Annotated in this window: 23 protein-coding genes; 6 read left to right on the top strand and 17 right to left on the bottom strand. The window is 35.1% G+C overall.

The features are described from left to right. Positions 1 to 220 precede the first annotated feature (220 nt). Positions 221 to 691 (top strand): hypothetical protein, encoded by a 471-nt coding sequence (locus tag NST21_RS09740; RefSeq protein WP_340888850.1) that lies wholly within the window; start codon positions 221 to 223, stop codon positions 689 to 691. 222 nt (positions 692 to 913) lie between these two features. On the opposite strand, the gene NST21_RS09735 is transcribed toward NST21_RS09740, so the two are convergent. The 7 genes from NST21_RS09735 to NST21_RS09705 form a co-directional block, all read right to left on the bottom strand. Continuing rightward, positions 914 to 1,132, bottom strand: coding sequence for a hypothetical protein (locus tag NST21_RS09735; RefSeq protein ID WP_340888849.1), 219 nt, complete (start codon positions 1,130 to 1,132; stop codon positions 914 to 916). 242 nt (positions 1,133 to 1,374) lie between these two features. Then, positions 1,375 to 2,139: a hypothetical protein gene (locus tag NST21_RS09730; RefSeq protein WP_340888847.1), complete on the bottom strand. Its 765-nt coding sequence runs from the start codon at positions 2,137 to 2,139 to the stop codon at positions 1,375 to 1,377. Between the two features lie 765 nt (positions 2,140 to 2,904). Further along, a complete protein-coding gene (locus tag NST21_RS09725; protein ID WP_340888846.1) occupies positions 2,905 to 3,504 on the bottom strand; it encodes a hypothetical protein in 600 nt (199 codons plus the stop codon). Between the two features lie 205 nt (positions 3,505 to 3,709). Beyond that, positions 3,710 to 3,892 carry a DUF6262 family protein gene (locus NST21_RS09720; protein WP_340888845.1) on the bottom strand — a complete coding sequence of 61 codons (183 nt, stop codon included), beginning with the start codon at positions 3,890 to 3,892 and terminating at the stop codon, positions 3,710 to 3,712. A 386-nt stretch (positions 3,893 to 4,278) separates the two neighbouring features. Further along, positions 4,279 to 4,821, bottom strand: coding sequence for a tyrosine-type recombinase/integrase (locus NST21_RS09715; protein WP_340888844.1), 543 nt, complete (start codon positions 4,819 to 4,821; stop codon positions 4,279 to 4,281). After that, positions 4,796 to 5,260 (bottom strand): ArpU family phage packaging/lysis transcriptional regulator, encoded by a 465-nt coding sequence (locus tag NST21_RS09710; RefSeq protein WP_340888843.1) that lies wholly within the window; start codon positions 5,258 to 5,260, stop codon positions 4,796 to 4,798. The genes NST21_RS09715 and NST21_RS09710 overlap by 26 nt, the downstream gene beginning before the upstream one ends. After that, positions 5,253 to 5,480 carry a hypothetical protein gene (locus NST21_RS09705; RefSeq protein WP_340888842.1) on the bottom strand — a complete coding sequence of 76 codons (228 nt, stop codon included), beginning with the start codon at positions 5,478 to 5,480 and terminating at the stop codon, positions 5,253 to 5,255. The genes NST21_RS09710 and NST21_RS09705 overlap by 8 nt, the downstream gene beginning before the upstream one ends. Positions 5,481 to 5,716: 236 nt before the next feature. Here NST21_RS09705 and NST21_RS09700 point away from each other — a divergent pair, with 236 nt between their 5' ends. The 3 genes from NST21_RS09700 (at position 5,717) to NST21_RS09690 (ending at position 7,805) form a co-directional block, all read left to right on the top strand. Further along, positions 5,717 to 6,337: a hypothetical protein gene (locus NST21_RS09700; RefSeq protein WP_340888840.1), complete on the top strand. Its 621-nt coding sequence runs from the start codon at positions 5,717 to 5,719 to the stop codon at positions 6,335 to 6,337. Between the two features lie 204 nt (positions 6,338 to 6,541). Continuing rightward, positions 6,542 to 7,120 (top strand): site-specific integrase, encoded by a 579-nt coding sequence (locus NST21_RS09695; protein WP_340892487.1) that lies wholly within the window; start codon positions 6,542 to 6,544, stop codon positions 7,118 to 7,120. A 436-nt stretch (positions 7,121 to 7,556) separates the two neighbouring features. Beyond that, a complete protein-coding gene (locus tag NST21_RS09690; protein ID WP_340888838.1) occupies positions 7,557 to 7,805 on the top strand; it encodes a hypothetical protein in 249 nt (82 codons plus the stop codon). Positions 7,806 to 8,085: 280 nt separating this feature from the next. Here NST21_RS09690 and NST21_RS09685 read toward each other — a convergent pair whose 3' ends face one another. The 5 genes from NST21_RS09685 to NST21_RS09665 form a co-directional block, all read right to left on the bottom strand. Further along, positions 8,086 to 8,316, bottom strand: a complete 231-nt coding sequence (locus NST21_RS09685) for a hypothetical protein (protein ID WP_340888835.1) — start codon at positions 8,314 to 8,316, stop codon at positions 8,086 to 8,088. A 15-nt stretch (positions 8,317 to 8,331) separates the two neighbouring features. Beyond that, entirely contained in the window at positions 8,332 to 9,060 is a 729-nt protein-coding gene (locus tag NST21_RS09680) for a hypothetical protein (RefSeq protein WP_340888834.1), read from the bottom strand. A 261-nt stretch (positions 9,061 to 9,321) separates the two neighbouring features. After that, a protein-coding gene (locus tag NST21_RS09675; protein WP_340888657.1) for an IS3 family transposase occupies positions 9,322 to 10,655 on the bottom strand; the annotation gives its coding sequence in 2 pieces (ribosomal slippage) (positions 9,322 to 10,283 and positions 10,283 to 10,655; 1,335 coding nt in all). A 124-nt stretch (positions 10,656 to 10,779) separates the two neighbouring features. Then, positions 10,780 to 11,472, bottom strand: coding sequence for a hypothetical protein (locus NST21_RS09670; protein ID WP_340888833.1), 693 nt, complete (start codon positions 11,470 to 11,472; stop codon positions 10,780 to 10,782). 151 nt (positions 11,473 to 11,623) lie between these two features. Next, positions 11,624 to 12,100: a hypothetical protein gene (locus NST21_RS09665; protein WP_340888832.1), complete on the bottom strand. Its 477-nt coding sequence runs from the start codon at positions 12,098 to 12,100 to the stop codon at positions 11,624 to 11,626. On the opposite strand from NST21_RS09665, the gene NST21_RS28745 reads away from it, so the two are divergent. Beyond that, complete coding sequence (locus tag NST21_RS28745; protein WP_445670497.1) at positions 12,054 to 12,581, top strand: UPF0715 family protein; 528 nt, start codon at positions 12,054 to 12,056, stop codon at positions 12,579 to 12,581. The genes NST21_RS09665 and NST21_RS28745 overlap by 47 nt on opposite strands. Positions 12,582 to 12,713: 132 nt before the next feature. On the opposite strand, the gene NST21_RS09660 is transcribed toward NST21_RS28745, so the two are convergent. Both NST21_RS09660 and NST21_RS09655 read right to left on the bottom strand, forming a co-directional pair. Then, positions 12,714 to 13,811, bottom strand: a complete 1,098-nt coding sequence (locus NST21_RS09660) for a peptidoglycan-binding protein (RefSeq protein ID WP_340888831.1) — start codon at positions 13,809 to 13,811, stop codon at positions 12,714 to 12,716. 93 nt (positions 13,812 to 13,904) lie between these two features. Next, on the bottom strand, positions 13,905 to 14,123 hold the full coding sequence (locus NST21_RS09655; RefSeq protein WP_340888830.1) for a phage holin: 219 nt from the start codon (positions 14,121 to 14,123) through the stop codon (positions 13,905 to 13,907). 42 nt (positions 14,124 to 14,165) lie between these two features. Between NST21_RS09655 and NST21_RS09650 the strand changes: the two genes are divergently transcribed. Next, complete coding sequence (locus NST21_RS09650) at positions 14,166 to 14,348, top strand: tyrosine-type recombinase/integrase (RefSeq protein ID WP_340888829.1); 183 nt, start codon at positions 14,166 to 14,168, stop codon at positions 14,346 to 14,348. A 191-nt stretch (positions 14,349 to 14,539) separates the two neighbouring features. Here the strand turns inward: NST21_RS09650 and glnA are convergent, their stop codons facing one another. The 3 genes from glnA to NST21_RS09635 all read right to left on the bottom strand — a co-directional run bounded on the left by glnA (position 14,540) and on the right by NST21_RS09635 (position 17,791). Then, the gene (gene glnA, locus NST21_RS09645) at positions 14,540 to 15,874 is read right to left on the bottom strand and encodes a type I glutamate--ammonia ligase (RefSeq protein WP_053345435.1); all 1,335 of its coding nucleotides are present in this window, start codon (positions 15,872 to 15,874) and stop codon (positions 14,540 to 14,542) included. A 39-nt stretch (positions 15,875 to 15,913) separates the two neighbouring features. After that, entirely contained in the window at positions 15,914 to 16,318 is a 405-nt protein-coding gene (locus tag NST21_RS09640; protein WP_061142355.1) for a MerR family transcriptional regulator, read from the bottom strand. A 204-nt stretch (positions 16,319 to 16,522) separates the two neighbouring features. Beyond that, complete coding sequence (locus NST21_RS09635) at positions 16,523 to 17,791, bottom strand: methionine gamma-lyase family protein (RefSeq protein WP_340888827.1); 1,269 nt, start codon at positions 17,789 to 17,791, stop codon at positions 16,523 to 16,525. Positions 17,792 to 17,797 lie beyond the last annotated feature (6 nt).

The raw sequence follows: 17,797 nt of genomic DNA, 5'->3' as shown, positions 1-17,797 counted from the left end.
TTCTCGCAAATACAACTGCACGAAACTTCTTCCAAGCAGATGAGTAATAGAACTTCTTGGCTTCTTTATCACGCTTGTATTTATTATAGTGAGCTTGCTTACCCATGAAATATCACGATCATAATAGACCCAAGACCTCCCCCTACTATCTTAATAAAGATAGCTTTTCAGTGAACCCTAACCTATAATTAGTCTGATAATCTACTATAAGGAGAAAACCATGTATATCTGGAATATTAACAAACTCGTTACGGCCTTAAAGGAAAGAACAGTAAATGACAAACAAAGGAAAAGCTACAGCATTACTTTTTGGGCAATAGTTGCTCTTACTGTGCTTTCACTTCCTGTAGTCTATAATCCTTCTTCAATGAATAGGTATGATGTTATTGATCTTTTTTTGTTTATTATTATCAATGTGATTGCAATCTTTCTTTTAATCAGTATTTATAAAAAGAGAAGTAGAAAAGATTTAGATTTCTTCTTGCCCTTTTTTAGCTTAATGATTCCGCTGTTTTTACGGAACATCTTATGGACCATACTTTTAACTATCATTGGTTATATATATATAGAATTCTTTGCACCTTATCATTCTATGGATGAAACTAATCTGATCGATGTAATTATCGCTGCTATAGTCGAAATTGTAATGAACATTATGTTTGTTCATTACTTTAAAAAGATATATAACTAGTAAGCACCTTTATTAGGTGCTTTTTAATTTAGACTTCACAATTTTATTTCCTCCTAACAGATCCATTCACACGCTTATAGGTATCACGATTCATTCCCATTAACTCCTTAACATCTTTAAAATTTAATTCTTCTTTTCTCTTAGGCTTGGATTCGGGTTTACTCTGTGCTGCCTCTTCTAAGTTGATTAAACTTCTGAATGTCCAATTTAGATAAATGATGGTCAGCAAACTTCATCTTGAACACCTTTCTTATCCAAAATAAAAACACCGCGGGAAACGGTGTTTTTACTAGGATCGTTCTCATCAAGAGACAAAGTGGTTACTTTCGTGTAATCGCCTTTATCAATCTCTTCTTTAGTAGCATCTCTTTTCAATTCATCTTCTGTATTAATTCCTTCAGCAATTGTAGGTTCATCAGAAGAGCGATTTTCTTTTTTCATCAGCACACCCCTTTTAAGGTTATTGTGCCCAGGCATATTCATTAAATACTTGTAGACCCATCCAAAAACATTGTTATGTTCCCTTATTAATTCTGAGACAACACCGCCAATTTGAATGCCTCCCCTTTTCTTTATTACCGATGATATAAACCTAAATGAACAATTCAGAGGGTTTTCTTTATTTATTTTCTTTAAAGATTTTCTTTAGGAATCTCGTTTTAGAGCAATTAAAAAGCACCCAATTAATGGATGCTTAGATTCAATTTCTTTCGTAATCTTATTTCAAATTTATCACTGAAAAATTCATTTGCATTAAATATAGTACTAATGTCTGAAATATCACCTACGTTCACAATTAAAGCTTCATCAACTTCTTGATTTGTGAGAACTATGCGATATTCATATTGATTTTCAAAGTATTTATCTTTCCAAAAATAAATATCTGTCCCTTGATTTTTATAAGAGCTCATCCTAGCTGAGGAATTGATGTTATAATCATCATACTTTACCACCCCCCCTCTGTAAGCATATCCTTTTTCATTAAATGTTTTAGTAATTCTGTCAATAAATTGCGATGGGTTAACAAAAATTAATCTATCTCCGAACTCCCTAATCATTTTATCGATTTGTTCTTTAGGTAAATCAAATTTAGTATAGTAATACTTTTCATCCTCTTTAACCACTTTTAACATATCGCCGACAATTGCAAACATACAATATAATGGTCTTTTTTCATTTATATTTTTTCTAAAATTCATCTTCTTAGTTCGCCCCGACATTACTAATTCATGGGTATCTTGAGTAAAGAAATTCAATGTTAATTCCGTAAAAACATGTGCTGCTTCAAATTTGTCTCCTACACCTTTTTCTCCCAAAACACTTTCCATATCAATATACTTTTTGAAATTGTTCATATATAAATCTCCAGACAAGAAACTTTCAACATAAGATGTGAACTTTATAAATCCAAAAACTTGACCTTTAAATCCAACGTCTGATAATTTCATATTCTTCCTTCCCTCCTAGTTGACTAAATTCGACAAAAGGGACTATTCACCGGTATTTATTCACACTAAACTAGGCACAAGACTTTTACATGAACGTTTATTTGTTAGCGGACATGTAAGACTGTATGCCAAGTTTACAAAGAATATACTTCATTAAAAAACGCCTACCCAATGGATAGACGGTTATGATATATATTCAACAAAAGAAGGTATGCGTAGCAAACCATTCTTCGTATAGTTTCTGAACTTAACTCTGCATTTAATCTTGGGGTCCAAGTATATGAATTTCTTGTTCTCCTCTACAATTAAATCTTGATACTGGTTATAGAACTGCTTCCTTGCTGCAGGAGTGACAAACTCCATTATGCCAGCTGGCTTTATTCGGTTGTTTTCTTCAATCCCTAGTAGCAAACCAAATTCATCTTGATATCGTATTCTTCTTCCTGGATTTCAAGTTCTTCAAACTCGATCTCAATCTCTCGTTCGTTCGCTTTATCTTCGTTTTTAAGACAAAATTTAATTAAACTCACCTTATAAATTTCTTACAAACATCACAAAGACCAATCTCATTTAAAGGGAGTTCCTTAAGAAACTTTCTAAGGTTTTTAGCTGCGGCTGATGTTTCACCGCCTTAAGTTGATAGTTCAAGTGGCAATTCAGGTTTGTATCCAATATCATTACAAGCACCACATTGATTTATCCATTTTCTAAGTTCTGGGTACTTTCTAAATATTCTTCGCCTTCTGTCATAAGGATCTCCTCTATTTATTCATCCTGAGTCATTGAATCTCTGTAATGTACGGCAGAAAGTAATTTCAACCCTCTCAAGTGTTTTATCTGTTCATCCAATATCGCAATCGCCTCATTTTTGTATCCTTCAAGAACTAATTCCTCTGCCTCAAGCCAGGAGAGGTATACGGTATCCTTTATCTGTTCTTTATAAGAGTTATAGGAGTTTTGGTTACCCTCGTGAAGGGAAATAACAGCACCATAATAGGATTTGTCTTTGTTATCCTTCATTTTTGATAAGAGTGCTTTTGACTCTTTGTACTTTTTTTGCTTAGTAAGAAGCATGACGTTTGCGTGATTCCTAGCTGTTTTCTGTTTGATGCGATTCAGTGTTTTTTCCGCCTCTGCTTCATTACTGTAAAGTAGCTGGTAAATGAATTGATAATTCGGTATTTTTGATTTTCTTAAGTATTGCTTAATTTTATCTGCATTTTTTCCAAAAAGAACTGGATAGTAGTAAAATATAAAAAAGTAAGCCAAAAAAAGGAACAACAAGACAAAAAGCCCCCATTGTGGTGCACCAATGACTCCCATTGCAAATATAGCTAAAAAGAATATGATAAAAGCCCAGATCATATGATTTCCCCCTAATGGCACTCCAATACTGAACGCCTAGTTGATAGATTCTAACCAACACTCTTAAGATCTCAAATTGGTCTTTTAATAACGAAAACCGATTTTTAAATCTGATCGTAGAGACTTCCTTGGAACTTCTTCAGTTGTTTAGTCAAATCTTTATTCTTGTTTTCAAGCTCTTTCACTTTCATTCGCAGAATTTCAATCAAACATCTTTATTTTCATCGTTCATGTTTTGTTTTACTGCCTTTGGGGTTTGTACTTTTGTTTGTTGAGAGCGTAGTGTTTCGATACGCCCTCGAATTGCTGGATTCTTGTACAAATATGGTTTTGATACACCAACTGCTTCTGAAACTGTATTAAAGTTAATCAGTTTATGAATAGCCATACCTACCTTTTCATACGATATACGACTTTTTAATTGTGCATGTTTTTATTTATTAGAAGTCTTCTTCAAAACTTCCATACTATTACTTTAGCACATCCAAAATGAATAAGTGTCCGTTTATTGTTCGCGAATCGTTCGGAAATCGTTCGCGAATATATAGACATTAATTTGTCAGCTTTTATTTTGCCTTTTCGATTTAAAATGAGGTTTAAATACCCCTTTGAATTAGCTATAATCCAGATTGTGTATAATTCAAAGGCACACACCTTATCTTACAGTCCCAAGGGATTAACACGTTTCCTAAAAATGAATTGAACAACCACCAGGTTGAGGCGAATTAAATAGGAAAAAAAGAAAAAGAAAAAGAACACACAAAAAAGAGGAAATCACCAATCGATTTTCCCCTGCATTTTGTTGAGTTCATCTTGTTTTATTCCTATGTAAATTAAGGCTTCTCGTTGATCCGTGTGATTCAGGATTTGTTGAAGGGTTACGACATCTTTGAATTTCTTGTAATAATTATACCCGTACGTCTTTCGAAGGGAATGGGCCCCGATTCGTTCCAGTCTGAATTCCTCCGCCAACTGACTCAAAATCACATAGGCCATTCCCCTTGTAATCGGTTCGTTTTTTACGTTTCGACTTTTAATCAAATATTCATACGAGGGTTTGTCTTTCACATAACTTTGAATCGCCCGTTTCAATTCATTAGACATCTTCACTTCTTTATGTTTATCCGTCTTCTTTTCCTTCAGCTCAATATCCCATCCCAACACATCCCTCACACGCAAACGAAGAATATCCGAGATACGCAATCCCGTATGGATCCCGAGTAAAAACATGATGTAATTACGTTCATTATTCTTTTTCAGGAAGTCTTTCATGTCCTGCAGCAGGACCTTATCACGAATGGGTTGGACGACGTTCATCCAACACCCCCCCTTTTTTATAGACTTCGATTTTTAAGGCAAAGGCCAGGCGCAACATTGCTTCTCCTTTAATGGCATAATACTTGGTTTTTCCTAACCCTAATTCTGTCCAAATTAGCAGGTCGTAACCATGTTGTTCATGGAGCAGATACTTTTTTACGATGATCATTTTCTCGATGTCTTTCAAACTATTCACCGCATCGTGCATTTTATTTAAGCAATCGGCCCGGTTTTGCTCAAATTCAATCCGTTCAAGTTCAGTGCTGGAATGAAACGCATTGGTATTAGAAGGAGGAACCAGAGAATAGGATGGTGTCACTTTTGGCATTAAAAAAATAGGAAGTGTGATTAAGAAATCTCGATATTCTGAAATCGCCTTCTCGACTTCTCTTTTGGTCTTTTTTTCACCAACAACCGGCATATCACTTCTTCTATACATGTGTCCTGGCACCTCCTTCTTCTTTAGGAAATTGACGTTCTAATTCATCATAAGCATATTGTACATAAAGACTTGGCTCTACCGGACTGATGGCACCCCTGCGTTTGTCTGTCCGATACCGATCCCTTTCCATTTGATTAGAAGCTTCATTTTTCTTTCTTTTTTTCGTTTTCCATTTCCAATACCTTCTCTCATTTTCTATATAAAAAAGGACATCCATTGAAAACAGGAAATCTAGTTTCCTATCTTTAATGAATGTCCTCCAGTTTTTCGGACAGACGTTTATGAACTATACAAACCTGCTAAACTCTAAGAACTTTCTTGACTTTATTTTTAAGCATTCATTATTTCCCTATTCCCATCATATTTATGCAATATGTTACTTCATTTGTTAGTTTTTTATTTGTGGGATTTTTCCAAATGTTTGTCGAATCTTTTAATGATGGAAGTGACTATATGAATACTACTCAAAAAATTAATATTGGTCTTTCGCAGTTTACTGAATTTACTCTGAAAGGAGTTTCAGCAAAAACCAACATGGTAAGAAAAATCAAATATCAAAAAGAGTATCATCCAGCCTTCGATTATTGGAAGCAACTTAGAGATCAGATTGTTTCGTATCATAAAAATGATTTAAACAAAAATTGTTTTGAGAACCTAATTCCAAGGATTGATATAAAAAAACAACCGAACTATATATATGCAATCAGACAATATTTAAAATTCCTAAATAAGAAAGAAACTATATGGTTTGATCCTGGAAAGTCTGTCTGGATTGGCGAAAAACTTTCAGTTCGCTCTTCTTCTGAATTAGGTCTTTTAATTAACGGTGTTCCACACCTCATTAAACTTTATTTCAAAGGAAAAAATGATAAGGTTGATAAGCGAAACATTAACTCATCACTGATACTGCTAAATACTTCAAGCTATGATAAAACGTTCAATTTCGAGGTTAATCATTCTGTTTTAAATTTGCATAAGAACAAACTTTATATAAAGAATGATTATAATGAAGACATGTTAATCGCTTTAGAATCCGAAGCAAGTCAATTTGTTTATATCTGGAATAAAATTTAATTAACTTCATTTCCTAAATCATTCATGTACTGAGCACAAGATTTACATACCCACTGGTCTTTATTAATTTGTAATTCAGCATCGTTATCTGAACAAACTACACATTGCTTTTCTGAATCACTTCTTTATAAGTGGTTCTTTTTTTCATATTTCAACACCCCCTTTCATTTTAGGAGACATAATTAAGATAATTGGAACCATTTTATTTTATTTAAACCACTAATCGATACTGGTTTAAGAAAGGGTGAAGCTCTAGCTCTCCAGGTACTGGATTTAGATTTCACAGATAATAAAATTAAAATCTACAAAACATTAAATTATGATGTTTTGGATATTGATAACATGTTCGGACCACCTAAAACCGAAACATCTTATAGAAAAATTTTAATCGACGAAAGCCTTACTGCTCTATTAACGCGTCATGTCATTAAGCAAAAGGAAATAAAACTGAAATTGGCAGAAAGGTATCATAGAGAAACAAATCTTGTTTTCGAACGAAGAAATGGACTCCCCTATTCAAAATCTACTTTACACAGGGCATTTAACCGCATATGTAGGAAAGCAGGAATTTCAAAACATATAACCATTCATGGTTTACGACATACACACGCGGTTTTACTTCTTGAATCTGGAGCAAGTTTAAAAGATGCACAAGAACGACTGGGGCATAAATCAATTCAAACAACAGCAGATGTTTATGCTCATGTCTCAAAGGAACTCGAAGAAAAAAGTGTGGAGGGTTACTCAAAATACATGGATTATGCTCAATTTAATATGAAATAGTATGAAATGTGGTCACAATGTGGTCAATCAGCCAACTCATAGAAATATCACTAAAATAAAAAAAGCCTTGGCAACTGAGAAACTCAGTAATGCCAAGGCTTTTAAGCTATTAATAAGTAGACATATATTGTTCGCGTTCCCATGGGTGAACTTGTGTGAGGAACATACTTCCTATCATAATTAGACATCATAACACAACATGAATACCTATTTATAAGCGTTTTTTGAAAACGTAGCAGCATAAGTAAAAGTAGAATGTGATGAATTGGTGGGCAAAATAAACACCATAAAACAACAAGGCACAGCATGTTTAAGAGGTGCTATCAACACGCTTATACTATCCCCCTACTCTAAATAGGAATATTCTAGGGGTCATAAGGAAGATTGAAGATATTGAACCAACACTATAAACTGAATATCTAAGGATGTGAAAAAGATGAACATTAGTATAGAAGTTCGTTTACACACAAAAGGAAATAATTTTTTACAAAGTGGTAGCTTCCCTGTTCCTAATTCCGAATTTAAGAAAGAGCCAGACTGGACTGCTGCAGTTGCGTCATATGAATGGATTCAGCAAATTAAAAGTAGCTATGCTGCTAGTAAGGATTTCCGAATAGATCAAGTGATTTATAATAATGATGTTGATATTACGGAGTTAGTTATGAAGGTTAGATCTATAATTTAAATCCTTTCTAACCAAAAACAAGCCCCTCTCACACGAGAAGGGCTTTCAGAGTGTAGACAAGCCCCTGGAAAGGAGTGTTTTGAATGACAAAACGAGGTACTGATGAGAGGTAAATTGGATAAGATAATATTTTTTTTGAAAAGTGTACGTATGATACATAAAAGTCAAGGCAAAAACAAAGTAAGACAACTATTAAGGTATTGACAGGGAAATGTAAAAAGTCATACATGGCTGTATTAAGAAAAGCCCTCATCGAAGAGGGCTTGAATTACTTATTTGACTAGTTTTTTTTATCAACATCACTATTCTTGAAATATAATAACAGTAAAATATTAACAAATATTATGCCTGCCAAAGAAAAAATCCCTTGCAATAAATATCTAATATTATAAAAAGCTTCAGTTCTATCTTCTTTAGCCAATGGATATATTGATTCTAGTAGACTAGGAATTTGCAAACTTCCAATAATTATGATTAGCATAAAAATTATAACTATATATTTTTTTTTCATTTAAACTTCCACCCTTTATTTATAGGTATATACTTTTTTATAAGATACACCATAAGCTTTTTTTGCCATGCCTGTTCCTTGTTTAGTCCAAGTAAAGGAATTCCATGGCATTTTATATACATCATATAGTTTAGTTTTATATACAGGATATGCTGTGAATTTTAATGATTTAACACTTTTCCCATTTACTTTACTCGGTACTGTAAATTGACCAATAATCGTTATAGCTGTTGTACCCGTAACACTATACCCTAGAGCCCCTGTTAGTGCAGCATTACTAGCACCAAAATTTGCACTAACTGTAGTAGCCACTGATTTTGTCTGACCAATATTTAATACTACTCCTACACCACCAATAGCAGTGGCAAGTCCGCTAGATCCTGTTACATCAGACCCTTTTCGTACATTTTGAACTTTATACTTATTAATTATAGCACGTGCGCTGGGGTTAGTGTCATTTTCGTTAACATTATCCTCTATTAATAACGACTCATCAAGAACAATTAACTCCTCTACATTTGGATCACTTAGATAATCATTAATAATGGAGTTTTGTTCACTAACTGTCATGGAATCATCTACAGTCAACACTGTACTTTCTGTACTCTCTGTACTCTCTGTATCATTGTCATTATAAATTGATTCATTTTTCTCTTGAGCATGTCCCACGCTCGGTAAGATTCCTCCAGCTAACATAACCACTGATAAAACCATTATCATAATCATTGATAATTTCTTAAACATTATGCTCCCCCTTTTTTTATAGTACATATGTATCACCTCTCTAACTATTAATAGCGCATATGTAATATATACTTAACTTTTTATGGTACATATGTAATACTATACTAAATATAAAAAAAGGGAAAGAGTTAAACGAAGAATGTTTGAGTTTTTTAGTGTGGTAGAATAATATTTTATATTGAACTTGATATTATTCATTCTAATTAAAATGCCCCTACTCAATGAACTGTGCCCCATTTTACGGACAGTATAAAAAAGTGCCTAAGCGGCTAATAAGTGGTCCCGGTATTGTACCGGGGCCATTTTCTTTAGCCCCCATTGATAACGATGTTCATTATATTCTTCAATAACTCGATCAATTTCTTCCTTCACATCCGTTAAATTAGTAGATGTTTTATATTCTGCCAAATCCTTAAAGTGGCCAAAGAAACTTTCCATTGGCGCATTATCCCAACAGTTTCCCTTGCGGGACATGGATTGGGTTATCCCAAGTTCCTTCACTTTGCGTTGAAATAGCGGATGGGTGTAATGGAACCCCTGGTCAGAATGAAGGATTGCACTCGGATGGAACTCGTGACACACAGCCTGCTTTAGCTTATTTAAAGTCTCGTAAACGATATCCATTTCTAATGAAGTAGATAAATGGTACGTAACGATTTCTTTTGTGGCGGCATCTTTTACGCAGGATAAATACGCTTTTTGGCCTTTCCCATAATAAAGATAGGTAATGTCAGTAAGCAGGACCTTCCCTGGCACCTCCTGATTGAATTCACGATTAAGGAGGTTTGGACAAGTAAGGTGCTCCTTGGTTGCCTTGGCCATCTTCCGATACGGGTTGGCCCTTCTGATTTTCGCTAGGAGATTATATTTTGTCATCAACCGTCTGATTTTCTTATGATTCATTACGGCCGAGTAGTCATTCTCCATAATCATTTTGATTTGGAGGGCGCCTACTTTTTCCTTTTTACTGATGAAAATATTTCTGATCAATTCTATGTCCAATTCATCCTCTTCTTCACGAAGCTCACGGTAAGGAGCTGCCTTTAACCAATCATAGTAGCCACTTCGACTTACACCAGCCAATTTGCATAGATAAGAAACAGCCTTCTTTAATTGGTGTATTCTGATCGTCCTTTCAATCAGATAGAACTTCTCAGCAGCAGTTAGAATCATTTCTTTTTCAGAGCCTGCCTTTCTAGCTCTTCCAGCTTTTTTAGGAAGTCATTTTCTGCTTCAAGGAATTTGATTCTCGCCTCGGCCTTCCTAAGTTGATCCTCTACAGACTGTGGCTTGGAAGTGGGGCGTCCTGTACTTCCTTTTCCACGGCGTTCCGTAAGGAAGCCTTCCTCACCAAACCTTTCAAAGGTACTACGCCAGCGCTGTAGACAACGTTTGGGTTGTTTCTTTCCAATTATTTCGAGATTAATTCCCTGGTCAATGAAAATTTGAGAGGGGGCTTTCCCCTTTTTATATTCCTTAACAGCTTTTGTCTTAAACTCCGGACTATAGGAAATAGATCGCTCGGAAGCACTAATGATATTTGGATTCTTTTCAAGTTCTTTAATCTGAAATTCAGTATATATATTCTTACTCATATAAACCCTCCGTCCATACTCATTACATCTATTGAAACATAAAAAAACCCGGATAAGGGACACTTTTTTATGTGTGTCCGTTATCCGGGGTATAGTTCACAAAAAGAGTAAGGGCTTTTTTAAATCACATATCAAAGCTCCAAGAAGATTTAACTCCTAGAAGATTAAAAAATTCTAATTCGCTGGTGACTGTATGTTTCTTTATTGTTTTTGTTCCAGCAGGATAGTTCATATAGAACTCGTGGTTTGGTGCCTTATCAAGTTCCCCACTTGCACTGAAACTTTTTGGCTTCATAATTGCTAAGTAATAATAATCGATTTTAGGGTAGTATTTAGCTAAAGGAATACCAACGGCATGATTAACTGACCAAGATAATTTTGAAGAAGTCACACTATATTTGGACATAGTTATACCTGATTCACTAGCTGTTCCAAGTGATTTAGTGCTTGTACATGCACTAGTGGTACAACTATGACTTTCATTTACATCTTTATATAAAGTTAAAGCTGTAGGATTCTTGAACATTGCGTATACTTGTGACTCAGTTCTATATTTATCACTGTATGTTGCGAACCCTCTATTATCACCTTTCAGATAATTTTCACCACTAAAAGGGTTTTTGTTTTTAACAGATTTAAAAGGTATGAAAGTTCTGTAATCAAAGCTAAACTCGTTTGAACTTGGAAGAGCTCTTTGCATACTTTTACTTTCAACTATTGGATCCATAATAGCATCATTTTTCAACGATTCTTCTGTATTTTCAGGTATAGCTACTAAAGTAGCTATAGTACCATCATAAGTCTGTATTTCTTCCATTTCCTGTTTTGATATTTTTAGATTTTGAGCATCTGCTTTCGCTTCTAATTCTTTTTGAGCCTCTGGAGATACTTTATTTTCAACCTGTACTGTATATGTATATTCATCACCTGGTTTTATATTTTCATCTACAAATTTTAACTCAGTTGTCTCACCAATTTTCTACATCTTTAAATATCTCATAAACTTTATCTTCGTCTGGAACTTCAGGCCAATATAAAGTTACTGAATTTTCTTCAACAATAGTATCTAACTTTGTATTTTGAACAGTATCATTTACAAAGTCTTCTTGATTCCCGACTGAAAAAGATCTAGTTTTTGGTAAATCCTTTCTATCTGAAACCTTTAAAGCTATTACTTTGTCTAATTTATTATTATTGTAAATTCCCACCTTATACTTTTCAATGTCGGATTCTAAACTTTCACTAAAAGTATTGCTATTACCCTCATAAACTAAAACATTATCTTTATAAAATTTATAAGTATCCCCCTTTTCTTGAACATTAAGTATTACTTTTCCATTTTCCTTTTCAATTTTTACAGAATCACTAGAATTTGCATACGATGTAATAGGTAATACGATGGATAAACCCATTACTAGTGCAAATCCGCCAAAAAACTTTTTCATACTATTTCCTCCCTTTTTTCAGTTGCTATTATTTGGTAACATAATATTTAGAAAGGGGAAGATAAAAACGAGAAAAATTTCAATAAACTCCTATTTTTTGAAGAGATACATAACTTGTCTAGTTCTTTCAGCAATTTCCGTTTCATTTTTAACTATTTTATTAACAAAAGGAATTTCCTTTTTGGATGTATTGACTATTGTATTTGTATCATCATATGCTTTTATACTCTATCTAATCTTTGCTTCACCATTACAGTTTTTTCTAAACAAAAACCCTAAAAAGTTCAACATTCTATTCCTAATTATTTATTTACTCTTTTCTTTTTTGTTAATATTCATTTTATTTTTATTTACCAATAACGACACAGGTCCACTGTTCATAAGTAATTATTATATTGTTTCAGCTACTACAGGAATTGTATTTTGGGTATTCGATTCCATTTTCTTACAAGATGAAACATTCTTGAAACAAGAATTTTAATTAATTTTAGCCATCCAAATTGGTTTAAAGAATAAAAAGCCCATCTCAATAGAGAAGGGCTTTTAACAATGGAGGAGTACCATTAGGGAATAGTACAATAATATAATTGCCTCCACCTCAATTTCTTTTTATTCATCCTCTTTCATCAAACAATGCAGTGAAGGTGCCTTTACCGGCTTTCTTATCAGCAGAAATTCTCCGTGCCTTTTGGAACTTATACAAAGCCGACTCAGTATTTTTACCAAATTCCGAATCAAGTGAACCAGAGTTAAATCCTTTAGCATAAAGTGCAGCCAGTAGAATCCATGTAAGATTGCCTTTTGCACCTTTTTTGACAGTGACGATAGCAGCCTTAGTCTTAGCTCCCCATTTACCATCTATAACAAGCTTTTTATTGAACTGCATATTAAGTTCTGTTTGTAAAGCTTTGATTAGTGCAGTTTGAGTTTTAGGGCCATTAAATCCATCCACAAAAAGACCAGCTTTATAACGGCTATTTAAGGTTTTATGTATGGATCTTATTTTTTCATCTGAACAAGTATCAGTTTGAACAATAACGTCTTTAGCAATTCCAAAATTGATTTTCTGACCAATTTTTAATTTAGTTGGATCTATGCAAGGATTAGCTTTAATTAAATCTTTAACTTGGATGCCACCCGTTCCATCCTTATGTGCAATGCTCCATAAGGTATCTCCTTCTTGGATGGTGTTTGTGTCAGGTGCTGGAGACGGTGTAACGGGAGTTGTTGATCCCTGCCATTTAATAAGTTTACGATAATCATATAGACAGCATGCTTTCCAGCTATAGCCCGGCATCTCACTGTGAGATGTATCATTTTTACCAATGTTGTCTTTTACAAGTGCAGAATGAAGGTCTGCAAATGAAGCTATTGTTGCATCGTCCATAGTGTCATACCGATAATCACCAGCAACACAGATTCCAAGCGAGAATTGATTGCTATTCCCTACATGGTAGGTCCGACGATCAATATCATGTGCATATACAATCCTAGCTCTTTTACCATTTGGAGTATTAATCACATTCTTAGGCTCAATAATAAATGTATATCCTACTCCCGGCCAACCTAACGTATTTACATGGTAGTCTACGAAACTCCCAGCCTCAGATCCCGCCAAATGTTTTTTTGTTAAGGAATGGTGCCATACCCGGTGAGTGATTGTTTTCGTTCTCTTTGAATAAGTGCCCTTTGATTTTAGTTTCCCTCTCATATCGACTAATTTTTTGAGGAAGTTTAGTAAAGTTCATTTTTCATCGTCTCCTTTTTGTTTTAATTTCATAATAAAAGCCACCCAATGGGCAGCTTATTTTAATCCTTGTTTTTTCAATGCTTCTTCTTGTTTCTGTGCATTCTTAGTTACTAAATATTTATTCTTATACACCCCGTATAACGCAAAACCAAGGGGAACAATCGCTGTTAGGAAGTTAGTGAATGAATTTATCGTATCTTCATTGAACCATTCAACCTGATAACCGAGTGATTGTAAAAATAAAACCAGTGCCCCTAGAGCACCGCCAATCATTGCCTCCTAAATTTAGTGCTTTGCCGAAATGACGGAAACTACATGCCTAAAACAAGCCTTTTTAATTCATTTGCTCGTATCTTAAAAAAAGCTGGAATTCCACCTTTACCTATTCACTCAACACGTCATACTCGTGCAGTATTACAGTTAGAAGCAGGAGCAAGCATGAAATATATACAAGAACGTTTAGGACATTGCAGTATGCAAATTACAGCGGACGTATAGTAAAAAAATAGATAAGGACACTATGGGTAAATTTGAGGAGCATATGAAAAATGTCCTTGAATAATTTTTTTGTTTTTTTTCGGGCAATAATCGGGCAGTTGGTATATCCATTAGAATTAATGAATAGATGCCCGAAAAACAAAGAACCCTCAACACAAATGGCGTCAAGGGTTTCAAAGCTTATTTTGATATTAATAAGTAGACATATATTGTTCGCGTTCCCATGGGTGAACTTGTGTACGGAACATATCCCACTCAATTTCTTTTGCTTCGATGAAGTGTTCAAGTAAGTGATCACCAAGAGCTTCTTTGATGATTTCATTGGATTTTAATGTTTCCAATGCAGCATATAAAGTAGCTGGTAGATCTACGATTCCTACTTCTTCACGTTCTTCTTTATTCATTACATAAATGTTACGGTCAACTGGAGCTGGAGGAGTTAGGTTGTTTTTGATACCGTCAAGACCAGCTTTCAATATTACAGCAAGTGCCAAGTATGGATTGGCTGCTGGATCGACACTACGTACCTCAACACGAGTACTAACACCGCGTGAAGCTGGGATACGAATTAATGGGCTACGGTTTTTAGCAGACCAAGCAACATAACAAGGAGCTTCGTAACCAGGCACTAGACGTTTGTATGAGTTAACAGTTGGGTTTGTTACCGCTGTGAAGCTAGGAGCATGCTTAATGATACCTGCGATAAATTGCTCTGCTGTTTTACTTAGTTCTAATTTTCCTTCTGTATCGTAAAAGGCATTTTGGCTTCCTTTGAATAAAGAAACGTTACAGTGCATACCTGATCCATTAACACCGAACAATGGTTTAGGCATGAATGTTGCGTGTAAACCATGTTTACGGGCAATCGTTTTAACGACCAATTTGAAAGTTTGGATGTTATCACATGCTGAAATTGCATCTGCATATTTAAAGTCAATTTCGTGTTGTCCTGGAGCTACTTCATGGTGGGATGCTTCAATTTCAAATCCCATTTCTTCAAGTTCAAGAACGATATCGCGACGGCAGTTTTCTCCTAGGTCAGTAGGTGCAAGGTCAAAGTATCCGCCTTTATCATTCAATTCTAGAGTTGGCTCTCCAGCTGCATCTAGTTTGAATAAGAAGAATTCTGGTTCAGGTCCAAGATTAAAATCAGTGAAGCCCATTTCTCTTGCTTCTGCAAGGACGCGTTTTAAGTTAGTACGAGGGTCTCCATCAAAAGGTGCTCCATCTGTATTATAAATATCACAAATTAGACGAGCAACTTTACCTTTTTCAGAAGTCCAAGGGAAGATAACCCATGTATTTAAATCAGGATATAGGTACATATCAGATTCTTCGATACGTACGAACCCTTCAATAGAAGATCCGTCAAACATCATTTTGTTATCAAGAGCTTTTTCTAATTGACTAACTGGGATTTCAACGTTTTTAATCGTTCCTAAAATGTCAGTAAACTGTAAACGGATGTACTTAACATTTTCTTCTTTTGCTAAACGAGTGATGTCTTCACGTGTGAACTTTGCCAATTTTAATTCCCCCTAAATAATAATTCATAAATCATATTTTTATTGGAAAAAACGGGACATATCCCCTTGTCGAAGAGATGTTCGATGCTTACTGCCTTGTAATAGCTCAGCACGTAGAAGCTTACGAAGCTCCTCGTCACTAAGGTCGTGTCTTATCTTTTCCGCTTGTTCTAAATCTTGAGTCTTAGGTAAGTTCTGTTCCTTTACAGTGAAAATTTTTTTTATGCCGGCCAGATTGACTCCTTGTTCGATTAAGTCTTTAATCTCAAGTAGTCGATCAATATCGTTTAAAGAAAAAACCCGACGATTTCCATCTGTTCTCATAGGAGTAATTAGTTGATGCTCTTCGTAGTATCGAATTTGACGCGCAGACAACTCAGTTAGCTGCATTACAATTCCGATGGAAAAAAGAGGCATCGAACGCCGAATGTTGTTGCCACTCATTCTTAGCATCCTCCTTTTTTTATCTGATATAATCATATTATATGTTATTAAACTTGTCAAGATGATGTTACATTTTATGACATGTTTTTTTAGAAAAGCAAAATGATTTGTAACTTATCAAATATTATGACTATTATTTTTTCTGTGAATCCAGTTAAACTGGATTCTGAAACGAAAACTGGAAAAATTCAGCTAGTATTCTTATTACAATTGGATCAGTTTTTTATCCAGTAAAGAATTCACAGCAGACAACACGGCGATTTTAACATGAGCATATGTTAATCCACCTTGAACATAGGCGACATAAGGAGCTCTTGTCGGACCATCTGCTGTCAGTTCAATGCTTGCTCCCTGAATAAAGGTTCCTGCTGCCATGATCACATCGTCTTCATAGCCAGGCATATATGCAGGATATGGTGTCACATGCGAATTGATTGGTGATGCATATTGAATGGCCTGACAAAAGGCAACCATTTTATCCCGGTCATCAAATTGGACAGATTGAATTAAATCGGTGCGTTTCGCATCCCATCTAGGATACGTATTCATACCGATTTTTTCCAAAAAGGCAGCAGTGAACATGGCACCTTTAACGGCTTGTCCAACGACGTGGGGCGCAAGAAAGAATCCTTGATACATTTCCTGCAAACTATAAAGCGAGGCACCAGCTTCCGCACCAATTCCTGGTGATGTTAAACGATAAGAGCAAGCTTCGACCAATTCTTTTTTACCGACAATGTATCCACCTGTCTTTACTATTCCGCCACCTGGGTTTTTAATGAGAGAACCCGCCATTAAATCTGCCCCTACATGACACGGCTCTTGAGTTTCAACAAACTCCCCATAACAATTGTCTACGAACACGACGATTTCTGGGTTTATCTCTTTAACGAAAGAAATCATCTCTTTAATTTCATCAATCGTAAAGGAAGGACGTGTAGCATACCCTTTTGAGCGTTGGATTCCGATCATTTTCGTATTCGGTTGAATTGCCTGTTTAACGGCTTCAAAATCAACTGTTCCATGTCCCGATAACGGAACAGCCTTATAACTAATTTGAAAATCACGCAAAGATCCGATACCCGAGCCTCGGATACCGACAATCTCTTCCAATGTATCATATGGCTTTCCAGTTATGTACAGCAATTCATCCCCTGGACGTAATATGCCGAACAGAGCAGTTGAAATCGCATGTGTACCCGAAATTATTTGTGAACGGACCAATCCCGCTTCTGCACCAAAGACATCGGCATAAATCAATTCAAGAGTGTCGCGGCCGATATCATCATATCCGTACCCTGTCGTAGGGATGAAATGAGAATCACTCACTCGATGCGCTTGATAACTTTGTAATACACGAAATTGATTTTCTTCAATTCGTTCATCAACTTGTTTATGTAACGGAGAAATCATTGCTTCTACTTCCTGGGCAATGTTTTTTAACACTTCTCCATGTGTTAACTGCTGATACATCTAAAT

The sequence above is a fragment of the Peribacillus sp. FSL K6-1552 genome, from assembly GCF_038005205.1.
GTDB classification, from domain to species: Bacteria; Bacillota; Bacilli; order Bacillales; family DSM-1321; genus Peribacillus; species Peribacillus butanolivorans.
This window is presented reverse-complemented; position numbering and strand designations above follow the sequence as displayed.